This window comes from Paenarthrobacter sp. NPDC057981, assembly GCF_042886835.1.
In the GTDB taxonomy this organism is placed as follows: Bacteria; Actinomycetota; Actinomycetes; order Actinomycetales; family Micrococcaceae; genus Arthrobacter.
On the sequence record NZ_JBHVQI010000001.1, the window covers coordinates 644,861 to 666,294 of the forward strand.

The following is a 21,434-nucleotide window of genomic DNA, read 5'->3' on the forward strand; positions in this document are numbered from 1 at the left end:
CCCGCTTCCCCCCAACGCCCAATCACGTCCCTCCCGCTTCCCGCCCACGCTCGTTCAATTGCCAGCGAGGGTACTCGGTGGGCGGCGTCCACTGTGGGTCGGCATCATCCGTAGCAAAGTACGCTTCGGTGGAATACAGACAAACACAGGGAAGGCAGTCCCGTGAACTCATGAGCGCCAAGCGGGCAATACAGAGTGTGAGCACAGACAACGACATCATCAGGCGGTGCCGGGAAAGCCCCGAAGCCTTCGGGGAGCTGTATGACCGACATTCGCCCATCATTTACCGGTTCGCCGCTAGAAGGGCTGGCGACTTCGTAGCCGAGGACGTCACATCGGAAACGTTTCTGGTCGCGTGGCAGCAACTCGGAAGCTACGACCATGCCCGGGAGGATGCCCGGCCCTGGCTCTTCGGGATCGCGACGAATCTATTGCGGCGTCACCACCGCGCAGAAGCCAGGATGCTGAAAACCGTTGCAAAAGCGTCATCCCGGGAGGGGCTTTCCGACGACACCGACCGGATTGCCGCCCAGGTGGACGCCACGGTGGCTGCCAGGCAAATCGCCCGCGCCCTGAAAAGCATGGCCGCCATTGACCGGGAAACCCTGCTCCTCTACGCCTGGGCGGACCTGACCTACGAGGGGATCGCCCTCGCCATGAAGGTTCCCGTGGGGACAGTGCGGTCACGCCTGAACCGTGCGCGCCGGACCCTCCGATCACAACTCGACCTCACTCTTGACGAAACGGAGAACGACAATGGACGACTTGCAGCTGCTCCGCGAAATGCGTAGCGACATCGGCTCAGCCCCGGCGGCCACCTTGGCCAGGGGTCGGACCAGAGTCATGGCCAATATCGGCAATGTGGTCGACGTCGGGGTTCAAGCCGTCGACACCTCGGAGAGAAGCGTCAGCCAGCTCCAGTTCCGCCGCCGTGTCCTGCTGGCTTCAGCGGCCGCCGCCTTGGTCGTGGGCGGATTAGTCGTGGCAGATGTCGTCCGCCCCACTCCGGGAGCTACGGCCGAAGCGGCAGAGATCCTGAACAACGCCGCGCTGGCGACAATCCGGACGTCCGATCCCTCCATAGGACCAGGGCAGTACTTGAAAGTAGATACCAAAGCGGTCTACGCCAGCACCGTCGGAAGGGATGACGGAACAGCTGTGTCATGGCTCGAGACCACTGGTGGTCAGATGTACATTCCGGCCGATATTACCGGCGAATGGGTATGGAAACGGGAGCCTCGGATACCCACAACTTTTTTCGGCGAAGAGTCGCGCGCCGAGGCAGACAAACAGTCTGCTCTCCAGGACGGTCCGGTTCTCGAAGCCCCCCAACTCGTGGGAATTCTGCGGGGGAAGGCAGGGGGGTTCTATGGCGGCAGTCCAGAGCAGATTCTTGGTACACCACTTGCAGAAGCCTTCGAGACCTTACCGCGCGAGCCCGAAAAGCTCCTGCAACTGATATACGACAGGACCAAGGGCAAGGGCCCATCAGCTGAGAGCGAAGCCTTGACGACGATAGCGTCGGCGCTTCGCACCGGCGTCATCCCCGCCGATTTGAGGGCAGCAATGTACAAGGCCGCAGCGTTGATTCCCGGCATCGTGGTGGCGGACAAACAAGCAACCCTTGACGGGCAGCAGGGAGTTGCCCTCGGAGTATATTTTGCCGACGGCAAATTCCGCGATGACATCATTGTCGACCCCGAAACGGGACAGCTGATCGGCGAGCGAACGGTGTATTTGGTAGCCGAATCCGGCATTCCGGCCAACACGGCTGCGGCATGGACGTCTGTGAGGACGTCAGTGGTGGACTCGGCGCCTTAAGAAGCGCTGTCAGAACGCAGCGTGGTTCGGTTGGCCACCTTATGGCGGCCAACCGAACCACGGCAATCGGACAAACTCCGCCTACACGAACGTGCGCGGCTAGCCGGCCGGACTGTGCTTGGCCACATCCGCTGCATTCGTGGCTGCGCTCATCAGGAGTGCAGCACCAAGCATGTGCGCGCCCACCAAAAGCGCCGGAATCCCGTTGTAGTACTGGGTGAATCCGATGGCGGCCTGAAGCAAAGTGACGCCCAACAAGAGGTAGGCAGCAGTGCGGAACGGGCCGCTGATCCTGCGCCGGACAACCAGGAAAACGGCGAACAATGTACCGGCTGTGATGAGGTACGCAGGAATCGCGTGGATGTGGGAAAAGAGGTCCCAGTCAAGGTCGTTCCTCGGAGCATCGGCGTCCCCTGCGTGCGGGCCGGCACCTGTAACTACGACGCCGAGCATCACCGAGAGCGCTGAGAAAACGGCAACCGCCAGCATCACGGGCCGCGTTACAGCGGGCAGTGCGGGCAGTGTCCGATTCATGAAACGGCCTGTGCGCCCGTAAGCCCGGTTGACCAGCAGGGTCGCAAAGACCACCAACGCCATGGAGACCAGGAAGTGTAGCCCAACTACCCAGGGGTTCAGGTTGGACAGGACGGTGATCCCGCCAATAACGGCCTGTGCGGGGATGCTGGCAAGGAGGCCGAGCGCAAGCAGGAAGAGATCACGACGCTGCTTGCGGAGGTTCCACAGATACACGAGCATCAGCGCGGCGACGGCGGCCAGGGCGAACGTCAGCAAGCGGTTGCCGAACTCGATGAAACCGTGGATTCCCATTTCGGGCGTATTCACCAGGGAATCGCTGGTGCAGCGGGGCCATGTCGGGCAACCCAGGCCCGACGCAGTGAGCCGCACTGCACCTCCTGTTACCACCAGGATGGTCTGCCCGATGAGGGACAGCAACGCCAGCCGGCGTACGGCCGCATTGACTTCGGTGGGCAGCTTTGACGTCCATTGCTGGACGGTTTTCGGGAGGCGCGATGCCGTGCTCACAGTTTTCTCGCTTCTTTGTTCTGCTCGGATTTGCTTAGTTCCACTTGAACCAGCGGATGGCTGCTGCGCCGGCCACGACAGTCCACAGCAGAAGGACAAGGACAGCGGGCAGGGATACGGTGCCAAGCAAGAACGCATCGCGCAGACCTTGGCCCAAGGCGCCCGAAGGCAGGAAATGCACAATGCCCTGCAGCAAGGCCGGGAGACGGTCGGCCGGAACAACGATTCCGCCCAGCGCACCCAGCAGGATCCAGAGCAAGTTGGTGATGGCTAGGGTGGCCTCGGGCCGAACAGTTCCGGCGACGAGCAATCCCAAGGCAGTGAAGGCTGCAGCGCCAAGGATCAGCAGGCCCAACCCGGGAAGCCAGGCTTCCGGACGGGGCTGCCATCCGAGGAAACCGGCCACCACTCCCACAACCACCACCTGAAGGAAAAGGACCACCAGCACGGCGAGGATCTTCCCGGCGATAAGGCCGCCCCTGCCCAAAGGCGTGGTGGAAAGGAACCGAAGAACCCCATACCGCCGATCAAACCCCGTGGCGATGCCTTGTCCGGTGAACGCCGTGGACATCGCGCACAGCGCCAGGATGCCAGGCGTGGCAGTGTCAACGCGGGATGGACCGAGGCCGTCCAGCAGGGGAGTGACCACCAGGCCCACCAAGGCCATGAGCGGCAGGACAATGGCCAGGATCAGTTGTTCACCGTTGCGAAGCATGGTGACAGTTTCGTACCGCCCCTGCTGCATGATCCGGCGCGGCAGGGAAGCCGGCCCTGCGTTGGGAGTGAGAAGCCCGCTCATCGGAGATCCCTTCCGGAGATGTCGAGGAACACGTCTTCGAGGCTTCGTGCTTCCAATCGCAACGAGGCCGGCATGATGTTCCGTTCTGCCCACCAGGCCGTCAGGCTCGCCAGGTCAGTGGGGGTGATGGCGCCCGTAATGGAATAACTTCCGGAGCGCGATTCGGTGACCCGGAGCGCGCCGCCAACAACACCAGTGAAGTCCAGTCCGGCCGGGGCATCAAAGTAAAGGGTGCGGTCCGATGACGCCGGGTCAGCGGAGTGGTCATGCCGCAGCAGTTCAGCCACGGTACCCTCGGCCACGTTATGGCCGCCGTCGATGATGTAGACGTAGTCCGCCAGCCGTTCGGCGTCGTCCATGAGGTGGGTAGTAAGCACAATCCCCATCCCGGCGTCGCGCAGTTCGGCAATAAGGTCGAAGACCATTTGCCTGGACTGCGGATCCAGGCCGGCACTGGGCTCATCGAGGAACAGGATCTCAGGGTTTCCCACCAGTGCTGCAGCCAAAGCCAGCCGCTGTTTCTGGCCGCCCGACAGCCGCCGCACACCGGTTCTGCTGAACTGGTTGATGCCCAGCCGTTCGACCAAGGCGTCGACATTCATGGGGTTGCTGTACATGCCCGCGACGTGACGCAACAGCGGGATGGGACGGGCCGACGGCGGCAGGCCACCGTCCTGGAGCATCACACCTACCCGGGCGCGCAACTGAGCACCTGCAGTGTCCGGGTCCGCCCCCAGAAGGGAAATGGAGCCACCTGTCCGTTTCTGCAGGCCTTGGGCGCATTCGAGGGTGGTGGTCTTTCCGGCTCCGTTGGCACCAAGAAGGGCGGTGACCTGGCCGCGCTCAGCTACCAGGGAAAGTCCACTGACAACCCGCAGCATTTTGCCGTCGAGGGAAGCAAGCGGGCCTACGTCCTTGATGAGTCCATCTATGATGAGGACGGGAGATTCGGGTGATCGCACCAAAGTATTCTACGTGAAGTAGTACGGTCACACTTTGCGGCGAAGCCAAGGTCAGTCTTGCCTTACTGGATGCATGAAACAAATTACGACATGATTGTGTTGTGTATTCCATGAGCAGTCCATTATCCATGCCTCCAAAGCGGCATGCTGCAGCGGCAGAGGCCCTTGGCGCCTCGCCCTCGCTGCCGGACGCGGATGACCGCACCCGTGACCGTGTCCTCAGTGCCGTGCTCGAGAATGGTCCTGTCAGCGCGGCCGAATTGGGGGATCTTCTCGGATTCACCCCCGCCGCCGTCCGCAGGCACCTGGACCACCTGGAGCGCAGTGGCGTCATTGAAGTCAAAAGGGTCGCCAAAGCCGGTTCAGGCGCTGGTCGCCCTGCCCGCCGCTACGTGCTCAGTTCCCAAGGGCAGTCCAAGCTGGGCGATGATTACCTGAACATCGCGAGCTCGGCCCTGAAGCGCCTGCAGGAGCTTGCAGGCGAAGACGCTGTCCGGGAATACGCCGAAGAGCGTTTCGCGGAGATGGAACGCCGGTACGCTCCTGAGGTCCAGGCGGCCGGAGATGACATCACGGCCCGCGCAATGGCATTGTCCAAGGCCTTGAGCCGGGACCGTTTCGTCGCCTCCGCGCATTCAATCGAAGCCAAGGCTCCCTTGCCCGCGGCTTTGTCCAGTGTCCAGCTGTGCCAGGGACATTGCCCGATCCAGCAGCTCGCAGCCCAGTTTCCGGTGTTCTGCGATACCGAAACCGCGGTGTTTTCCCGGCTGGTCGGCGTCGATGTCCGCCGGCTGTCCACATTGGCGCAAGGCGGTCACGTCTGCACCACCCACATACCTACCGGGCGACCGGCTGCCACTGTACCCCCAGGTACGGCAGAGCAGACCGCAAGCCTGTCCCAGGAATCAAACAACCAGCAAGAAAGGCCGTGATGACGGGTCAATTAGCTGAAGGAACAGCAGAGAAGGCGGTAGCTGACGGCACTGTGATCTCGGAGATTCTGGAGAAGAATCCCGAGCTGCACGGTATCGGAAACTACGAGTACGGCTGGGCCGACAAGAACGACGTTGGCGCCAACGCCCGTCGTGGCCTCGACGAGGAGGTTGTCCGTGACATCTCCGACAAGAAGAGCGAGCCCGAATGGATGCTCGATCTGCGCCTCAAGGGTCTGAAGTACTTCGACCGCAAGCCCATGCCCACCTGGGGTGCAGACCTCTCGGGCATCGACTTCGACAACATCAAGTACTTCGTACGCTCCACCGAGAAGCAGGCAGCCACGTGGGAAGACCTTCCCGAGGACATCCGGAACACCTACGAAAAGCTGGGTATCCCGGAAGCTGAGCGCAGCCGCCTGGTATCCGGCGTCGCGGCCCAGTACGAGTCCGAGGTTGTCTACCACCAGATCCGCGAAGACCTGGAGGCCCAGGGCGTAATCTTCCTGGACACCGACACCGCTTTGAAGGAACACCCGGAAATCTTCCAGGAGTACTTCGGCACCGTCATCCCCGTGGGCGACAACAAGTTTGCTTCGCTGAACACCGCCGTTTGGTCCGGTGGCTCGTTCGTGTACGTTCCCAAGGGTGTCCACGTGGACATCCCGCTGCAGGCCTACTTCCGTATCAACACGGAAAACATGGGCCAGTTCGAGCGCACGCTGATCATCGCTGACGAAGACTCCTACGTGCACTACATCGAAGGCTGCACGGCTCCGATCTACACCTCGGACTCGCTGCACTCTGCAGTTGTGGAAATCATCGTGAAGAAGGGCGCCCGCGTCCGCTACACCACCATCCAGAACTGGTCCAACAACGTGTACAACCTGGTCACCAAGCGCGCCATCTGCGAAGAGGGCGCCACCATGGAATGGGTCGATGGCAACATCGGTTCCAAGGTGACCATGAAGTACCCGGCCGTCTACCTCGTGGGCGAGCACGCCAAGGGCGAGACGCTGTCCATCGCGTTCGCGGGCGAAGGGCAGCACCAGGACACCGGTTCCAAGATGGTGCACATTGCACCGAACACCAAGAGCTCCATCATCTCCAAGTCGGTTGCACGTGGTGGTGGCCGTGCAGCGTACCGTGGCCTGGTCCAGGTCCGCGAAGGTGCCAAGCACTCTGCCAACACGGTCCGTTGTGACGCGCTCCTGGTGGACACCATCTCGCGTTCGGACACCTACCCCTACATCGACATCCGCGAGGACGACGTCGTACTGGGCCACGAGGCAACCGTTTCCCGCGTCAGCGAAGAACAGCTCTTCTATCTGATGTCCCGCGGCATGCCGGAGGACGAGGCAATGGCCATGATCGTGCGCGGCTTCATCGAGCCAATCGCCCGTGAACTGCCCATGGAATACGCCCTCGAGCTCAACCGCTTGATTGAACTTCAGATGGAAGGATCCGTCGGTTAACAATGACTGATATCACTACTGAAAAAGCACGCATAGGCGCGCCCTCAGCACAGCCCTTTATCGACGGCTTCACCGAAGAAGGCGAGAACCTCTCGCCCATCAACGCGGACAGCTCGACGGCGGCACAGCCCTCCAGCGGTCCTCTCGCCGGCGCTTCGGCGAAGGGACACTCGCACGGTGGCGGCGTTGGCGTCCCGGACAGCTCCCGCGCCGGCCGCCTCACCTCATACAACGTTGAGGACTTCAAGGCACTGACCGGCCTGGAAGAGGACTGGCGGTTCACCCCGCTGCGCCGCCTTCGCGGGCTGCACAGCGAAGCCCTGACCGGCGCTGCTCCCACTGTGTCCGTCAACGCTCCCGAGGGTGTGACGGTTGAGACTGTCGGCCGCGATGACAAGCGCATCGGCCAGGCAGGTATTCCCGAGGACCGCGTCTCCGCGAACGCCTGGGCGAACTTCAAGGAAGCCACCGTCATCACGGTTCCCTCGGAGACGTCCCTTGAGTCGGAGATCACCGTAACCCTTTCGGGTGTCGGTACGGATGCCGCCGCCCAGCACGTTGTGGTTGTGGCTGAGAAGTTCTCCAAAGCCGTCCTGGTCCTGGGCCATGAAGGTTCTGCGGTTGTTTCCGAGAATGTGGAGATCGTCCTTGAGGACGGCGCCGAGCTGACCGTTGTGTCGCTGCAGGAATGGAACGACGATTCCGTCCACGCGTCCTCGCAGCAGGCCAAGATCGGCCGCGACGCCAAGTTCAAGCACATTGTGGTCAGCCTCGGTGGCGACCTCGTCCGCGTCACGCCGACGGCCCGCTTCGCAGCACCCGGCGGCGAAGTGGAGCTCTTTGGCCTGTACTTCGCGGACGCCGGACAGCACCTTGAGCACCGCACCTATGTTGACCATGGGCAACCCAACTGCGTCTCCAACGTGCTCTACAAGGGCGCACTGCAGGGCAAGGGTGCTCACACCGTGTGGGTTGGTGACGTCCTCATCCAGAAGAACGCCGAAGGCACCGACAGCTACGAGAAGAACCAGAACCTGGTCCTGACCGATGGCTGCCGCGCGGACTCCGTTCCCAACCTGGAGATCGAAACGGGCCTCATCGAGGGAGCTGGCCACGCCAGCGCCACGGGCCGCTTCGACGACGAGCACTTGTTCTACCTGATGGCCCGCGGTATCCCGGAAGATGTCGCCCGTCGCTTGGTAGTCCGCGGCTTCCTCAACGAGATCATCCAGAAGATCAAGGTACCGGCCATCGAAGAACGACTGACCGACGCCGTTGAGCGCGAGCTCGCCGAAACCGACAACTAACGTCCATCAACAACCAGGACAGGCCAACAGGACAAGCATGAGTGATCACATCAAGGGCGAACTGGTGTGCAACGCCAACGACATCAAGGTCAAGCAGGCGTTGCGCGTCCTGATCGATGACTACCCCGTAGCCATCGTCAAGGACTCGATGGGCGAGATCCACGCCGTCGGAGACACCTGCTCGCACGCTGACATCTCGTTGTCCGAGGGAGAGGTCGAGGGCTGCGCGATCGAATGCTGGGGACACGGTTCCCAGTTCGACCTGCGCAGCGGCCAGCCCCTCCAGTTGCCTGCCTACGACCCCGTCCCCGTTTTCGCCGTCACCATCGACGGCGAAGACGTGTACGTGGACGTGACCAACGTTGTGAACGGCGCTCCCGTCAACAATTACTGAGCGCCAAGTACCGCCAGACTTACGAACGGAAAGAAAGAAGAGCATGTCTACTCTTGAGATCAAGGACCTGCACGTCAGCATCGAGACGGAGCAGGGCACCAAGGAGATCCTGAAGGGCGTCAGCCTGACCATCAGGACAGGCGAGACCCACGCGATCATGGGCCCCAACGGCTCCGGCAAGTCCACCCTTGCTTCCACCATCGCCGGCCACCCGCGCTACACGGTCACCAGCGGCAGCATCACCCTGGACGGTGAAGATGTCCTGGAGATGAGCGTCGACGAGCGTGCACGCGCCGGCGTCTTCCTGGCCATGCAGTACCCGGTAGAGGTTCCGGGCGTCACCATGACCAACTTCCTGCGGACCGCCAAGACCGCGATCGACGGCGAGGCACCTGCCCTGCGTACGTGGACCAAGGACGTCAAGGCAGCCATGCAGCAGCTGCGCATCGATGCCGACTTCGCCCAGCGCAACGTCAACGAAGGCTTCTCCGGTGGCGAGAAGAAGCGCGTCGAGATCCTCCAGCTCGAACTCTTCAAGCCCAAGTTTGCTGTCCTTGACGAGACCGACTCCGGCCTCGACGTCGACGCCCTCAAGATTGTCTCCGAAGGCGTCAACCGCGCGCACGCCGAAGGCGACATGGGTACCCTGCTCATCACCCACTACACCCGCATCCTCCGCTACATCAAGCCGGACTTCGTTCACGTCTTCGTCGACGGCAAGGTTGTTGAAGAGGGCGGACCGGAGCTTGCAGACCGCCTCGAAGAAGAAGGCTACGACCGTTACGCCGCAGGTGCCGGCGTCGCTGTTGCTCCTGCCGCACAGGCCTAGTTAGGATCGCCTTATGACCGAAATCAACGCTGCGCGCACCAGCCTCGAGGACGTCGAGGAAGCGCTCAAGGACGTCATCGACCCCGAGCTTGGGGTGAACGTCGTTGACTTGGGCCTTTTGTACGGCCTTAAGTACTCCGACGACGACGGCGCCCTCCTGATCGACATGACCCTCACCACGGCGGCCTGCCCGCTGACGGACGTGTTGGAAGAACAGGTCGGCAAGTCCTTGGACGGCATCGTCGATGACTGGCGCCTGAACTGGGTATGGATGCCGCCATGGGGTCCGGAACGGATCACCGACGACGGCAAGGACCAGATGCGGGCCCTCGGCTTCAACATCTGATCAGGAATTTCGTCCGCTCATGCGGACAACAGGAAGGGTTCCGGGCATTGCGCCCGGAACCCTTTCTGTTTATGGAGACAGTAGGCCTTATGGCGTGGCAACCCCGAAGGTGTCGCACTTGTTGATGTCACCGGTGCTGTAACCCTGTGAGAACCATTTCTGACGCTGCGCACTGGAGCCATGGGTCCAGGACTCGGGCGAAACCCGCCCGGTTGCGGCCTGCTGGATCCTGTCGTCGCCCACGGCGGAAGCTGCGGACAACGCGTCCTGCAGATCCTGCTGCGTGATGGGATCCAGGAAGGGCTTGCCGGTTGCAGGATCGGCCTGCGTCGAGGCGTAGCGCACCCAGAGGCCGGCGTAGCAATCTGCCTGCAGCTCCACCCGCACTCCACCGGACTGGGGACCCTGTGGATCCTGCTGTGCGCGGTCGAGGTTGCCAAGGATGTTCTGGATGTGGTGGCCGAATTCATGCGCCACGACGTACTCCTGGGCCAGCGGGCCGCCGGAGGATCCGAAACGGGTCACCAGTTCGTCAAAGAACCCGGGATCGAAGTATGCCTTGACGTCGGCCGGGCAGTAGAAGGGCCCGACAGCGGTTGTGGCCTGTCCGCATCCGGTGCTGGTCACCTGATCGAAGATGACAGTCCCCGGCTTGGAGTATTTGACGTTGTACTGGGCGAGGTAATCGGGCCAGAAGGCGTTCAGGCTGTTGACCGTTCCGGTGATCCGGCAGTCGAGACGTTTGTCGGCGTCGGCCCCGGTCTTGCATTCCTGCACACCTCCGGAACCACTGCCGCTTTCGATGGCAGGAGGCGCTGTTCCGCCACCGCCAAGGTCCCCCAGGATATTGGGGTTGATACCGAAGAGTGCAAGGAGCAGCACCACGATGCCTCCACCGATGCCACCACCGATCTTGGTCCCCCTCCCCATACCACTGCCACGTCGGTCCTCCACTTGGGACGGGTCAAGCTGCGCGCCATCATTGAAACTCATACAGCCAGAATAGACGTCACTTTTGCTGCCCGGCGCCGGACACTGCCGTAAAATTGGCTGGATGCCTTTCCTGGACAAACTTCACCTCTGGGCTGATGAGCGCCCGCACGACACCGCCGTCGTCGTGGGCAGCAGCCGGATTACCTGGGCCGGACTTCGAGACGCAGCCACGCAGCTCTTGGGTGCCACCGGAACCACCACAGTACTTGCCGAGCCCAACTCGGTTCACTTCGTTGAGCGATATGCCGCCGCCGTCGCGGGGGAGCGGCGCTGCGCTGTCCTTGACCCTCACTGGCCCGCACCCATGATTGAGGAAGTTGCCTCCCGTATCGCGGACTCCGGGACTGCTGTGGGCGTAGGTCTTGTGGACGGAGATCCTTCGAGCACCTTCCTGGTTGGCCTGACGTCAGGCACCACTTCCGTGCCCAAAGCCTTTACCCGGTCCCGGCGCTCCTGGCAGGTCTCGTTCGAAGCTTCCATTGAGTTCTTCGGACTCTCTCCAGATGACCACACACTGGCCCCTGGGCCTCTCTCGGCAAGCCTCAATCTTTATGCCTTGTCCGAGTGCCTCTATGCCGGCGCCGCCTTCCACACTCTTGACTCATTCGATGTGGGGGACGCGCACGCCGCCATCAGCCATGACGGCATCACCCGCTTGGTGCTGGCACCCACCATGCTCCGCCTGCTGAGCGAAAGGGGCTTGGCCGGTGACGTGGATGCCTCGGGAATCCGCAGCATCATCTGTGCCGGCTCCAAGCTGGACGCGCGCACCCTGGGGGCCGCCCGTCGGTGGGCTCCCCATGCCGCCATCTATGAGTACTACGGCGCCTCGGAGCTGAGTTTTGTTTCCGGAACCCGCCTGTCCGCCGGTGAGCCGCTCGATGCCGGGGGCACCGGTATCGGAAGCCCGTTTCCCGGCGTGGAACTGCGCATCCTTGACGATGCCGGTCACGTCTTGCCTGACGGGGCGCACGGCAACATCAGCGTACGCAGCGGTATGGTCAGCAACGGTTACCTTTGGGGCGACGACGGGCATGCTTTGCGATGCCTCGACGGCTGGTACACCGTAGGGGACCAGGGCTACTTGCAGGATGGAGTGCTCCACATACTTGGCCGCCGATCGGACATGATCGTCACGTCCGGGAAGAACGTGTATCCCCATGAGGTGGAACTGGCCCTGGCCTCTGTTCCGGGCATCGAGGTTGCGGTCGCTGCCGGCGCACCTGACGATGTCCGCGGCCAAAAGGTGATCGCCGGCGTGGTTCCTGCCTATGGTGCCGTGACAGCCACGCAGCTCCGCACGGGTCTCGACGGCCTCTTGGCGCGGGACAAGTGGCCGCTGCAGTATTTCCTGCTCTCCGAGCTGCCGATGACCGACCGCGGCAAGGTGAGCCGGAAGGTGCTCCTGGACTGGATCAAGAACCACGACCCACGGGCGCAAGTCCTTGGCTAGCGCAACGCCGGTAACCGACCCGTCCCGCCGGCCGGTCATCATCGCTGCGCTCCGGACGCCGATTTGCCGGGCCAACGGACAACTCAAACACCTCACCGCGCCTGAACTGCTGGCGCCGGTGCTTGGTGCGCTGCTGGAAACTACGGGATTGGACCCCGCGGACATTGACGACGTCATCATCGGCAATGCAGTGGGCGGAGGCGGCAACCTCGCCAGGTTTGCCGCGCTCGAGGCCGGTTTGCCCGTCACCGTGCCGGGACTGACCGTGGACCGTCAGTGCGGTTCGGGCCTGGACGCCATCGCACTGGCATCAAGGCTGGTGGCTGCCGGCGGTGATCCGGTGTTCCTTGCCGGCGGCGTCGAAAGCATCAGTACGGCCCCCGCTCGGGCCAACAGGAACGACGACGGCGGCCTGGACTTCTATTCACGGGCCACCTTTGTGCCGCAACAGTTCGGCGACCCGGACATGGGTGTCGCTGCGGAGCACGTCGCCAGGACCTTTACCGTCACTCGCGAACAGCAGGATGAGTATGCCCTGCGCAGCCATCGCCGCGCCGTCGAGGCTGCGGCGACGGGCAAGTTCACCGACGAGATCGTCCCGCTGGCTGGCACGGGTGCGCCGGTAACTGCCGACGACGGCCCCAAGGCGTCGCTGCGGCCCGGCCTCATGGGACGGTTCCCCGCCGCTTTCGTCCCCGGCGGAACCGTCACGGCGGCGAACTCCTGCTTCGACGCGGACGCCGCCTCCGCCGTCGTCGTGACGTCCCTTGCACGGGCACGCGCTGCGGGTGCCGTGGACGGCTTGGAAGTACTCGCCAACGATACCGCTGGAGTCGATCCGGAACTGCTCGGGATCGGGGCGGCCTACGCCGCCGAACGGCTGCTCGCCAGCCACAGGATGTCAGCCGAAGCGCTGAACCTGGTTGAGTTCAATGAGGCGTTCGCCTCGCAGACCATCGCGTGTCTGGAGCACGTTGGCGTTGATCCTGTGAAGGCCAACCTGGAGGGCGGTGCGCTGGCCCTGGGCCATGGTTATGGTGCGTCCGGCGCGGTATTGGTAACCCGCCTGTTGGCGCAGGCCCGCGCACTGTACCAAGAGACAGGAACAGCTGCCCTCGGATTGGCGATGATCAGTATCGCCGGTGGCATGGGCACCGCCAGCCTCCTGCGCTACACCCGGTTGTAGTCCCTCACGGTATCTCCTCTGCCTCTCCCAATCCACGGGCGGCCAAGGCATCGCCGGCCTGGCGGGCGTACGCCACGGTGGTGATGAAGACCGGCAGGACCAAAGCCCGCGGGTTCCGCTCAAGGCCGCGGGCGCGGGCTGAATCCCGCACGTCTGCGAAGGCTCCGGCAATGAAGGGAATGCTCCTGAGCATCACGGCGATGGTCAGGGCGAAGCGTTCCGGGTCTGCGCCGAACCTGCGGAACGGTTTGGAAAGGGAAACCACTCCGTCCAACAGTTCCTGCACGGGTGTGGTGACTGTCAGTAAGGATGCAGCCACCACACAGACGAGCACGTTGAGCACGATGCGGGCCGCCGTGGGACCGCCCAGCTGCCACCACTGGAAGAGGCCTATGGCCAGCAGTATCGGCGCTACTGTCCAGAGGGTGCGCAGCAATCGCTTGATGCCTGCGCCGCTGAGAAGGAACAGCAAAGACATGAGCACAAAGGCTGCCAGGGACACGGCCCAGTCCACAATCAGGAATGAGGCCGTCCCGCAGGCCACGACCACCAGGAACTTCAGCCAAAGGGGAGTGCGGTGGAGAAGGGAGTTTCCTGCAATATGGTTCGCCAACAGGAAGCCATGGCCCCTCATTGCGGTGTCCCTTCCAACGGCAGCCTATCGACGGTAGCCGCACACAATGCACGGTAACGGTCGACGCCTTCGGCCGCTCCGCCGTCGAACACAATACGGCCGTCCTCCACCACCAGGATCCGGTCCATGTCTTGGGCCAAGTCGAGGTCGTGCGTGGACATGATGACCTGCTGCCCAAGTCCAGCGATGGTCCGGCGCAGGAGTTCGCGGTTGCGCAGATCCAGCAGGGTTGAAGGCTCGTCGAGGACCAGAACCCCAGGATTCACGGCCAGTACCGCAGCGAGGGCCAACAACTGCCGCTCTCCGCCCGAGAGCTCGTAGATGCTCTGGTCTGCCACCCGGAGAAGGCCAAAGCGGTCCAGGACCTCTTCAGCACGCGTGGCCCGTTCTTTGGAGTTCTTGATGGAGCGGCGTAGGGACAGCTCAACGTCTTCCCGGCCAGTGGGCATCACCAGTTGGGACAAAGGGTCGGTGAAGACGAAACCAACGTTCGCCCTGACCCGCCGGACGTCTGAACGCGTGTTGTGACCATGCACCACGACGCTTCCATCGGAGGGCTCCACCAGGCCGTTCAGGAGGCGCAGAAAGGTGGACTTGCCCGAGCCGTTGGCACCGATGACGCCAATCCGGCGCTCGGTGAGCTCCAGGGAAACGTCCTGCAGCAGGGTTTTGGGTCGATCACTGGAGTCGACGGCAACCCGCACCGAGACTCCGCTGAAACTGATGGCGCCCATGTCCCTACTTGACCCGACGTACCAGGACGTCGGGGAAAGCTTTGTGGATGGCCACAGCGATGACCACAGCCAGAACGTTCTTCAGGGTATCTCCTGGAAGGAAGGGCAGATCGGCCAGGAGTGCCTTGCCAAAGTCCAGTTTCGCGTTGACCATCATTCCCAGAATGCCCAGACCGTGAACGATCACGATGCTGCTCACCATAGTGGCCGCAAAGAGCCAAAGTCCCCGGTACTTGACCGTCCTGCGGATCACGACGGCGGCAAGGTAGCCGGTAGCTGCGGCAGCCAGCGGAAAAGCAACGATGTACCCCGCCGATGGGCCCGCAAGGATGCCCAATCCGCTGCGGCCGCCACTGAAGATGGGCAGGCCTGCCAGGCCCAGGAGGACATAAAGCCCGACGGCGGCAAAACCGCGGCCAGCGCCAAGAACCAGTCCGCTCAGCATGACCGTCAGGGTCGCCAACGTGATTGGCACGCCAAGTGCCCCTACCGGGATGCCTGGAACAATCGACGACACCGCCACGAGGGCGGCAAAAACGGCGATGAGGCCGAGATCGGTAGCGTTCCAGCGTTTGCGTGAGGCGGCGGGCCGCTGAACAGTGGCGTCGGCGGCTGTGGCGTCGGCGGCTGTGGCGGAGTCGGTCTTGCTCATGACAGGTCCTAACGGATCAAAGTGGTGCGATGACATGTGGATGTTTCCCCTGGCTTCGAGAATACGGACGCTGGGCGCAGGGGATTTTGGAGCCTCCCTACAAGGGTGTTCGGTGGTTCTTTGGATGTTGGCACAAGTTCCGCTGCCGGAGGACGATGTCGGCCCGCGTCCAGGGTGCCGGTAGACTTGGACAGGCTGTTCTCACAGCCATACCCCGCCGCAGTCATTGGGCCCACCGGCCCCGCAGGCGTTCCCCATTGAAAGGCATCACCCGAATTGATTACCGTCCAGGAACTCGAACTCCGCGCCGGCGCACGCCTGCTCATGGACCAGGTCAACTTCAGGGTGGACAAGGGCGACAAGATCGGGCTTGTCGGACGCAACGGTGCCGGCAAAACAACCCTCACGCGCGTTCTGGCCGGAGAGGGCCTGCCTGCCGGCGGGAAAGTGACCCGCAGCGGTGAAATCGGCTACCTGCCCCAGGATCCCAGGACCCCGGACATGGAGCAGCTTGCACGGGACCGGATCCTCTCGGCACGAGGCCTGGATGTTGTCGTGGGCAAACTCAAGAAAGCCCAGCAGGAGATGGCCAGCGAGGACGCGAATGTCCAGCGCAAAGCCATGAGCCGGTACGACCGCCTCGAAGCCGAGTTCCTGGCCGGTGGCGGATACGCCGCCGAAGCCGAAGCTGCCGCGATCTCTTCCAACCTTGCGCTCCCTGAGCGCATCCTCAACCAGCCGTTGAAGACCCTCTCCGGTGGTCAGCGCCGCCGTGTAGAGCTCGCCCGCATCCTCTATTCGTCCGCTGAGACACTGCTGCTCGATGAACCCACCAACCACTTGGACGCGGATTCCATCACCTGGCTTCGCGACTTCCTGAAGGACCACCAAGGCGGCCTCATCGTCATCAGCCACGACGTGGAACTGCTGGAGGCAACCGTTAACAAGGTCTACCACCTGGATGCCAACCGGGCACAGATCGATTACTACAACATGGGTTGGAAGCGTTACCTCCAGCAGCGTGAAACCGACGAGCGCGCCCGCAAGCGCGAGCGTGCCAACGCAGAGAAGAAGGCCCAGGTCCTGATCGACCAGGCCAACAAGATGCGCGCCAAAGCCACCAAGGCCGTTGCGGCCCAAAACATGGCCAAGCGCGCTGAACGGCTGCTCGGCGGACTCGAGGCGGTTCGCGAAAACGATCGCGTCGCGGCCCTGCGCTTCCCGGATCCTTCACCGTGCGGCAAGACGCCGCTCACCGCGGAGGGCCTGAGCAAGTCCTACGGTTCCCTGGAAATCTTCACGGATGTGGACCTGGCCATCGACCGTGGTTCAAAGGTGGTTATCCTCGGGCTAAACGGTGCCGGCAAGACCACCCTGCTGCGCATGCTGGCCGGCGTCGACAAACCCGATACCGGAGACATCATCCCGGGCCATGGTCTCAAGGTGGGCTACTACGCCCAGGAGCACGAAACCCTTGACCACGAGCGCACCGTACTGGAAAACATGCGGTCCTCGGCACCGGACATGAAGGATGCCGAAGTCCGTGGAATCCTGGGCTCGTTCCTGTTCTCCGGAGACGACGTCGACAAGCCTGCAGGCGTTCTGTCCGGTGGTGAGAAGACGCGCCTGGCCCTGGCCACGATCGTGGCATCGAGTGCCAACGTGCTGCTCCTGGACGAGCCCACCAACAACCTTGACCCGGCCAGCCGCGCCGAAATTCTTGGTGCGCTCAAGAACTATACCGGCGCCGTCGTCATGGTCAGCCACGATGAAGGTGCTGTGTCAGCGCTGAACCCGGAGCGCGTTGTGCTGCTTCCGGATGGAGTCGAGGACCACTGGAACGAGGACTACCTGGACCTCATCACGCTGGCCTAGCCGCAGCGCCGGGGCTACCGGACGCGGAGTTCTTCCGCGCCGGTAATCCGGGCCAATTCCCGGTAGGTGATCGAGAACATCGAGTGGTGGTCTCCTGCGCCTGCCCACAGCAACGGGTGTTCCTGAAGCGAGTCGTCCAGAATTGTTCTCAGAGGTCTGGGATGGCCCACAGGTGCAACTCCGCCCACTTCCTGGCCGGTGTGCTGCAGGACAAAGTCCGGCGTGGCTCGGCGGATCTTTGCCGTCCCCAATTGGGTCGCCACTAGCGCCGTGTCCACTTTGGCCGCTCCGCTGGCAAGGATGAGCAGCGGACCGCCGTCGACCTCGAAGATCAGGCTATTGGTAATGGCAGCGACGTCGCATCCCAGGACCGTCGCGGCTGCAGCGGCAGTGGGCACGTGCGTCTCGAAAATCCGGACGGTGTCTTCAACTCCCGCTGTGGTCAACGCCGACTTCACGTTCAGGACGGGAGCAGGAATGTTCTCAGTAGCCTTGGGCATCCAGGATGGCGTCTTCCTCTTCTTCGGACGTTGGCCGTTTGCCCCTCCGGGGTGCCGGAGCACGTTTGCGCGAAACGGCGCCAGCAGCCACGATCTGCTCGTCTTCCTCGTCCTCGGCATCGATGGCTGCGTTGCGCGCCTGCTGGCGTGCGGCGTAGCCGAACCCGATAAACATCAGAACCCCGAACGCGAACCACTGCAGGGAGTACGAGAGATGGGTGCCCTCTTCGGTAGCGGGCTTCGGAAAGGGCGTGGGCATGGGCTGCACGGCAGGGTCTTCGCTGGCAAGCTGCCCATAAGCACCGTGGGCGATGGGGTAGGGCAGTTCCGTGGCAAAGCTTGCCAGGTCGATGGACGCGAGCTGGCCCTCCACCGCTCCACGGTCCAGCTTTGGCTCCGCCGGCTTCAAGCGCGCGATGACGGTGACCTCGCCTGCGGGCGGCGCGGGGACGACGTCGGGACGGCCAGGTGTGTTGTTGCCGATCGGCAGCCAACCGCGGTCGATCACCACGGCCTGGCCGGTAGTAAGGCGGAAGGGCACGACGACGTCGTAACCTGGCTGGCCATTCAACGGACGGTTGCGCACTACCCGCTGCCCTTCGGTGTCGTAGGTGCCCCGAAGCTGGACCCGGGTCCACTCCCGTTCAGGATCCAGTGCGTCGAACTGGTCCTTGATTTCGGCGTAGGGGACCGGTGTCGCCGAATAGTTGCTGACAACCCGGTTGATTTCGGCCAGTGTTTCAGCCCGGCGGTCCATCTGCCAGCGGCCCAGGAACACGCAGGCAGTAGCGAAGATCACGGCCAGAACGAAGTACCCCAGCCATTTGCTGGAGAAAAGGAACCGATACATTCAGTGAGCCTCGTTCGCTGTTGAATCATCCGCGAAGGGCACGGTCTCTTTCCAGAGGCCTCGGGTCTGCAGATACTCTTCAAGCCATTCCCTGTGGTGACCGCAGGAAAGCCACACCTTGCGCCGCTCCGGAGTGTGGATGCGCGGGTTGTTCCACAGGAGTTGCCACTGGGCATCCAGGCGGCACCCCTTCCTGGAACACATGGCCGCGCCGGTGGCACGCGCCGACTCCTGGCCGGCCAAACCTGTGCCGCCAAGGTTGAAGATATTCATGAAGCCGCCCGTTCGTCGCCGGGGTGTCCGGCCTCTCCTGCATGGTTTTCCATCTTTGGTTCCGCTTCGCCGTCAACTGGCGTGTCATCAACCAGCTCGCCCTGAAGCACCGTGGGCGCCCCATCATCCGGGTCATCCGCGGGCTCATCCGAACGTTCGATTTCAGGAACCGCAACGTAGTCGAGGAGGGAATCGCTCGGGGCCTCGGCTTTGTCGTTGCCGTTGGCAATGACCACGGCGAACCATGGGAGGAAGACAGCGCCTGCGATGGCGATGATTTTGAACCAGCCGTCCACGACGAAAATCAGGATGATGCACACCATGCGGATGCCCATGGCGACTGCGTACTTGATCATCCGTTCGCGCATGTCCTCGGAGTGGGCAGCAGCGGCGTCGGTGATGCTGTGGACTTCGGGGTCGCCGGAAACAGCGTCCGGTTCCCCGGGCACCCGCTGCAGGGGACTGTTCTCTCGTGTCACAACTGAATCATCACGCTCCAAAGGCCTCTTCCAATTCTCTCACCAACGCCCTGACGGCCCAAACCGCGCAGAGAGCCGGTTACCCGCGGGTTGCTTTAGCCGGCGGATAAGATCGAAACAGGAAAATCCCTCTTCACAACGGTCTTTGATGACCGCAGAACCTGGAGCGAACGTATGTCTGAAGCAGTATCCACCGGTCGAAGCGTCCTGATTACCGGCGGCAACCGGGGCATTGGTCTGGCCATCGCCGAATCCTTCCTCGCCAACGGTGACAAGGTGGCAGTTACCTACCGGAGTGAAACAGAGCTGCCTGAAGGAATCCTGGGGGTCAAGGCAGACGTCACGGATGAGGCTTCGATTGACGCAGCGTTCAAGATCGTTGAAGAGGCGCACGGCCCGGTCGAAGTCCTCGTGGCAAACGCAGGCATCACCAAGGACACGCTGCTTTTGAGGATGAGCGAGGACGACTTCACCTCGGTGCTGGACACCAACCTGACCGGGGCTTTCCGTGTGATCAAGCGCGCTTCCAAGGGAATGATCAGGCTCCGCAAGGGCCGCGTGGTCCTGATCTCCTCGGTCTCCGGCCTTTATGGCGCACCGGGCCAGATCAACTACTCCGCCTCCAAGGCTGGCATGGTGGGCATCGCACGGTCATTGACGCGCGAGCTCGGGAGCCGTGGCATCACCGCCAACGTGGTGGCGCCCGGGTTCATCAACACGGACATGACAGCCGAACTGCCCGAAGGGACCCAGAAGTCCTACCTCGCCAGCGTTCCCGCGGGGCGCTTCGCGGAGGCGTCGGAAGTGGCCGACGTGGTGCGCTGGGTTGCCAGTGACGAAGCCGCCTACATCTCCGGTGCCGTCATTCCCGTCGACGGCGGCCTCGGAATGGGCCACTGACCCACTACCCGAAGCAGTACTTATTGTCCGGGGCCTACAACGGATTTCTTCGCCGCCGCTGGCATGATGGAATCCGATCCCTCGGAATTTGGATGGACTGAACAAAAGGAGCACGAATGGGAACGCTGGATAACAAGACCGCGATCGTCACTGGGTCTTCCCGCGGAATCGGCGCTGAAGTTGCCAAGATCCTCGCTGGCGAGGGTGCCGCCGTCGTCGTCAATTACCGCCAGAAGGCGCCCCGCGCCAACAAGGTTGTAGCTGAAATCCAGGCTGCCGGCGGCCGCGCAGCAGCCGTAGGAGCCGACCTCACCACTGACGAGGGCGTACACGCCTTGGCCAGCACGGCCATGGAGCAGTTCGGATCCCTTGATGTCCTGGTGCTCAATGCCTCCGGTGGCATGGAAACCGGCATGGAGGAGGGCTACGCCCTCAAGCTGAACCGCGATGCGCAGATCAACATGCTCAACGCCGCCGTGCCGTTGATGCCCGAAGGTTCGCGCGTGGTCTTCGTGACCAGCCACCAGGCACACTTCGTGGAGACTGTCCCCACGATGCCTGAGTACGAGCCCGTAGCCAAGAGCAAGCGCGCGGGGGAGGACGCTCTGCGCGCACTGCTGCCCAGCCTGGCGGAAAAGGGCATCTCGCTGGTGGTCGTTTCCGGCGACATGATCGAAGGGACCGTGACGGCGACGCTTCTTGACCGGTCGAACCCGGGCGCCATTGAGGCCCGCCGGGCCGAAGCGGGCAAGCTGTACTCGGTGGAAGAATTCGCCGCCGAGGTTGCCAAAATGGTGACCGCTGACGTTGAGTCGGGCCACACCGAGTATGTCGGCGGCTCGGATTACTTCAGCAAGAGCGCTGAATAGACTCTGATCATCAGCTCGGCGACCAGGTCCCACTGGGCGACCTCGCGCCAGATGTCCGTCCACACCGGCAGCCAGGTGGTGAGGTAGCTCGCGATCTCCTCCGGCAGGCCCTCGGGGCGGGCGCCCC

Annotated in this window: 25 protein-coding genes; 13 read left to right on the plus strand and 12 right to left on the minus strand. The window is 62.9% G+C overall.

Features of this window, described 5'->3' with window-relative positions:
• Positions 1-197 precede the first annotated feature (197 nt).
• Both ACFVSI_RS02960 and ACFVSI_RS02965 read left to right on the plus strand, forming a co-directional pair.
• Entirely contained in the window at positions 198-791 is a 594-nt protein-coding gene (locus ACFVSI_RS02960) for an RNA polymerase sigma factor (protein WP_387819660.1), read from the plus strand.
• Complete coding sequence (locus tag ACFVSI_RS02965) at positions 757-1,821, plus strand: CU044_5270 family protein (protein WP_387819662.1); 1,065 nt, start codon at positions 757-759, stop codon at positions 1,819-1,821. Before ACFVSI_RS02960 ends, ACFVSI_RS02965 begins: the two co-directional genes overlap by 35 nt.
• A 99-nt stretch (positions 1,822-1,920) precedes the next feature.
• Here the strand turns inward: ACFVSI_RS02965 and ACFVSI_RS02970 are convergent, their stop codons facing one another.
• The 3 genes from ACFVSI_RS02970 to ACFVSI_RS02980 are packed head-to-tail and all read right to left on the minus strand — an operon-like array spanning position 1,921 to position 4,626.
• The gene (locus ACFVSI_RS02970; RefSeq protein WP_387819663.1) at positions 1,921-2,865 is read right to left on the minus strand and encodes a heme A synthase; all 945 of its coding nucleotides are present in this window, start codon (positions 2,863-2,865) and stop codon (positions 1,921-1,923) included.
• Positions 2,866-2,899: 34 nt separating this feature from the next.
• The gene (locus ACFVSI_RS02975; RefSeq protein ID WP_387819665.1) at positions 2,900-3,664 is read right to left on the minus strand and encodes an ABC transporter permease; all 765 of its coding nucleotides are present in this window, start codon (positions 3,662-3,664) and stop codon (positions 2,900-2,902) included.
• Entirely contained in the window at positions 3,661-4,626 is a 966-nt protein-coding gene (locus ACFVSI_RS02980) for an ABC transporter ATP-binding protein (protein WP_387819667.1), read from the minus strand. The genes ACFVSI_RS02975 and ACFVSI_RS02980 overlap by 4 nt, the downstream gene beginning before the upstream one ends.
• 110 nt (positions 4,627-4,736) lie before the next feature.
• Here ACFVSI_RS02980 and ACFVSI_RS02985 point away from each other — a divergent pair, with 110 nt between their 5' ends.
• The 6 genes from ACFVSI_RS02985 to ACFVSI_RS03010 are packed head-to-tail and all read left to right on the plus strand — an operon-like array spanning position 4,737 to position 9,909.
• Positions 4,737-5,558 (plus strand): helix-turn-helix transcriptional regulator, encoded by an 822-nt coding sequence (locus ACFVSI_RS02985; RefSeq protein WP_387819669.1) that lies wholly within the window; start codon positions 4,737-4,739, stop codon positions 5,556-5,558.
• The gene (sufB, locus tag ACFVSI_RS02990; protein ID WP_144658782.1) at positions 5,558-7,033 is read left to right on the plus strand and encodes a Fe-S cluster assembly protein SufB; all 1,476 of its coding nucleotides are present in this window, start codon (positions 5,558-5,560) and stop codon (positions 7,031-7,033) included. The genes ACFVSI_RS02985 and sufB overlap by 1 nt, the downstream gene beginning before the upstream one ends.
• Positions 7,034-7,035: 2 nt before the next feature.
• The gene (gene sufD / locus ACFVSI_RS02995) at positions 7,036-8,340 is read left to right on the plus strand and encodes a Fe-S cluster assembly protein SufD (protein WP_387819672.1); all 1,305 of its coding nucleotides are present in this window, start codon (positions 7,036-7,038) and stop codon (positions 8,338-8,340) included.
• A 37-nt stretch (positions 8,341-8,377) separates the two neighbouring features.
• Positions 8,378-8,734, plus strand: a complete 357-nt coding sequence (locus tag ACFVSI_RS03000) for a non-heme iron oxygenase ferredoxin subunit (RefSeq protein WP_144658784.1) — start codon at positions 8,378-8,380, stop codon at positions 8,732-8,734.
• Between the two features lie 43 nt (positions 8,735-8,777).
• Positions 8,778-9,563, plus strand: coding sequence for a Fe-S cluster assembly ATPase SufC (gene sufC / locus ACFVSI_RS03005; protein ID WP_262274977.1), 786 nt, complete (start codon positions 8,778-8,780; stop codon positions 9,561-9,563).
• A gap of 13 nt (positions 9,564-9,576) precedes the next feature.
• On the plus strand, positions 9,577-9,909 hold the full coding sequence (locus ACFVSI_RS03010; protein WP_144658786.1) for a metal-sulfur cluster assembly factor: 333 nt from the start codon (positions 9,577-9,579) through the stop codon (positions 9,907-9,909).
• A gap of 87 nt (positions 9,910-9,996) precedes the next feature.
• On the opposite strand, the gene ACFVSI_RS03015 is transcribed toward ACFVSI_RS03010, so the two are convergent.
• A complete protein-coding gene (locus tag ACFVSI_RS03015) occupies positions 9,997-10,902 on the minus strand; it encodes a neutral zinc metallopeptidase (RefSeq protein WP_387819674.1) in 906 nt (301 codons plus the stop codon).
• A gap of 61 nt (positions 10,903-10,963) precedes the next feature.
• Between ACFVSI_RS03015 and ACFVSI_RS03020 the strand changes: the two genes are divergently transcribed.
• Positions 10,964-12,355: a class I adenylate-forming enzyme family protein gene (locus ACFVSI_RS03020; protein WP_387819676.1), complete on the plus strand. Its 1,392-nt coding sequence runs from the start codon at positions 10,964-10,966 to the stop codon at positions 12,353-12,355.
• Positions 12,348-13,541 (plus strand): thiolase family protein, encoded by a 1,194-nt coding sequence (locus tag ACFVSI_RS03025; RefSeq protein WP_387819677.1) that lies wholly within the window; start codon positions 12,348-12,350, stop codon positions 13,539-13,541. The genes ACFVSI_RS03020 and ACFVSI_RS03025 overlap by 8 nt, the downstream gene beginning before the upstream one ends.
• A 4-nt stretch (positions 13,542-13,545) precedes the next feature.
• Here ACFVSI_RS03025 and ACFVSI_RS03030 read toward each other — a convergent pair whose 3' ends face one another.
• The 3 genes from ACFVSI_RS03030 to ACFVSI_RS03040 are packed head-to-tail and all read right to left on the minus strand — an operon-like array spanning position 13,546 to position 15,561.
• On the minus strand, positions 13,546-14,175 hold the full coding sequence (locus ACFVSI_RS03030) for an energy-coupling factor transporter transmembrane component T family protein (protein WP_387819678.1): 630 nt from the start codon (positions 14,173-14,175) through the stop codon (positions 13,546-13,548).
• Entirely contained in the window at positions 14,172-14,909 is a 738-nt protein-coding gene (locus ACFVSI_RS03035; protein ID WP_387819679.1) for an energy-coupling factor ABC transporter ATP-binding protein, read from the minus strand. The genes ACFVSI_RS03030 and ACFVSI_RS03035 overlap by 4 nt, the downstream gene beginning before the upstream one ends.
• A gap of 4 nt (positions 14,910-14,913) precedes the next feature.
• A complete protein-coding gene (locus tag ACFVSI_RS03040) occupies positions 14,914-15,561 on the minus strand; it encodes a biotin transporter BioY (RefSeq protein ID WP_387819681.1) in 648 nt (215 codons plus the stop codon).
• Between the two features lie 276 nt (positions 15,562-15,837).
• On the opposite strand from ACFVSI_RS03040, the gene ACFVSI_RS03045 reads away from it, so the two are divergent.
• The gene (locus tag ACFVSI_RS03045; RefSeq protein ID WP_262274984.1) at positions 15,838-17,436 is read left to right on the plus strand and encodes an ABC-F family ATP-binding cassette domain-containing protein; all 1,599 of its coding nucleotides are present in this window, start codon (positions 15,838-15,840) and stop codon (positions 17,434-17,436) included.
• Between the two features lie 14 nt (positions 17,437-17,450).
• Here ACFVSI_RS03045 and ACFVSI_RS03050 read toward each other — a convergent pair whose 3' ends face one another.
• Genes ACFVSI_RS03050 through ACFVSI_RS03065 form a run of 4 tightly spaced genes read right to left on the minus strand, consistent with a single transcriptional unit; the run spans position 17,451 to position 19,559 of the window.
• On the minus strand, positions 17,451-17,936 hold the full coding sequence (locus ACFVSI_RS03050; RefSeq protein ID WP_387819683.1) for a YbaK/EbsC family protein: 486 nt from the start codon (positions 17,934-17,936) through the stop codon (positions 17,451-17,453).
• Positions 17,920-18,786: an SURF1 family protein gene (locus ACFVSI_RS03055; protein WP_387819684.1), complete on the minus strand. Its 867-nt coding sequence runs from the start codon at positions 18,784-18,786 to the stop codon at positions 17,920-17,922. Before ACFVSI_RS03055 ends, ACFVSI_RS03050 begins: the two co-directional genes overlap by 17 nt.
• Positions 18,787-19,059, minus strand: a complete 273-nt coding sequence (locus ACFVSI_RS03060; protein ID WP_387819686.1) for a hypothetical protein — start codon at positions 19,057-19,059, stop codon at positions 18,787-18,789.
• Positions 19,056-19,559 (minus strand): DUF3099 domain-containing protein, encoded by a 504-nt coding sequence (locus ACFVSI_RS03065; protein ID WP_387819687.1) that lies wholly within the window; start codon positions 19,557-19,559, stop codon positions 19,056-19,058. Before ACFVSI_RS03065 ends, ACFVSI_RS03060 begins: the two co-directional genes overlap by 4 nt.
• A 153-nt stretch (positions 19,560-19,712) precedes the next feature.
• Between ACFVSI_RS03065 and fabG the strand changes: the two genes are divergently transcribed.
• Complete coding sequence (gene fabG, locus ACFVSI_RS03070) at positions 19,713-20,438, plus strand: 3-oxoacyl-ACP reductase FabG (RefSeq protein ID WP_387819689.1); 726 nt, start codon at positions 19,713-19,715, stop codon at positions 20,436-20,438.
• A 116-nt stretch (positions 20,439-20,554) separates the two neighbouring features.
• Entirely contained in the window at positions 20,555-21,307 is a 753-nt protein-coding gene (locus tag ACFVSI_RS03075) for an SDR family oxidoreductase (RefSeq protein WP_387819691.1), read from the plus strand.
• Here the strand turns inward: ACFVSI_RS03075 and ACFVSI_RS03080 are convergent.
• Positions 21,283-21,434, minus strand: a 152-nt coding sequence (locus tag ACFVSI_RS03080; RefSeq protein WP_387819732.1) for a DUF6895 family protein, incomplete at its 5' end; no start/stop codon positions are given. The genes ACFVSI_RS03075 and ACFVSI_RS03080 overlap by 25 nt on opposite strands.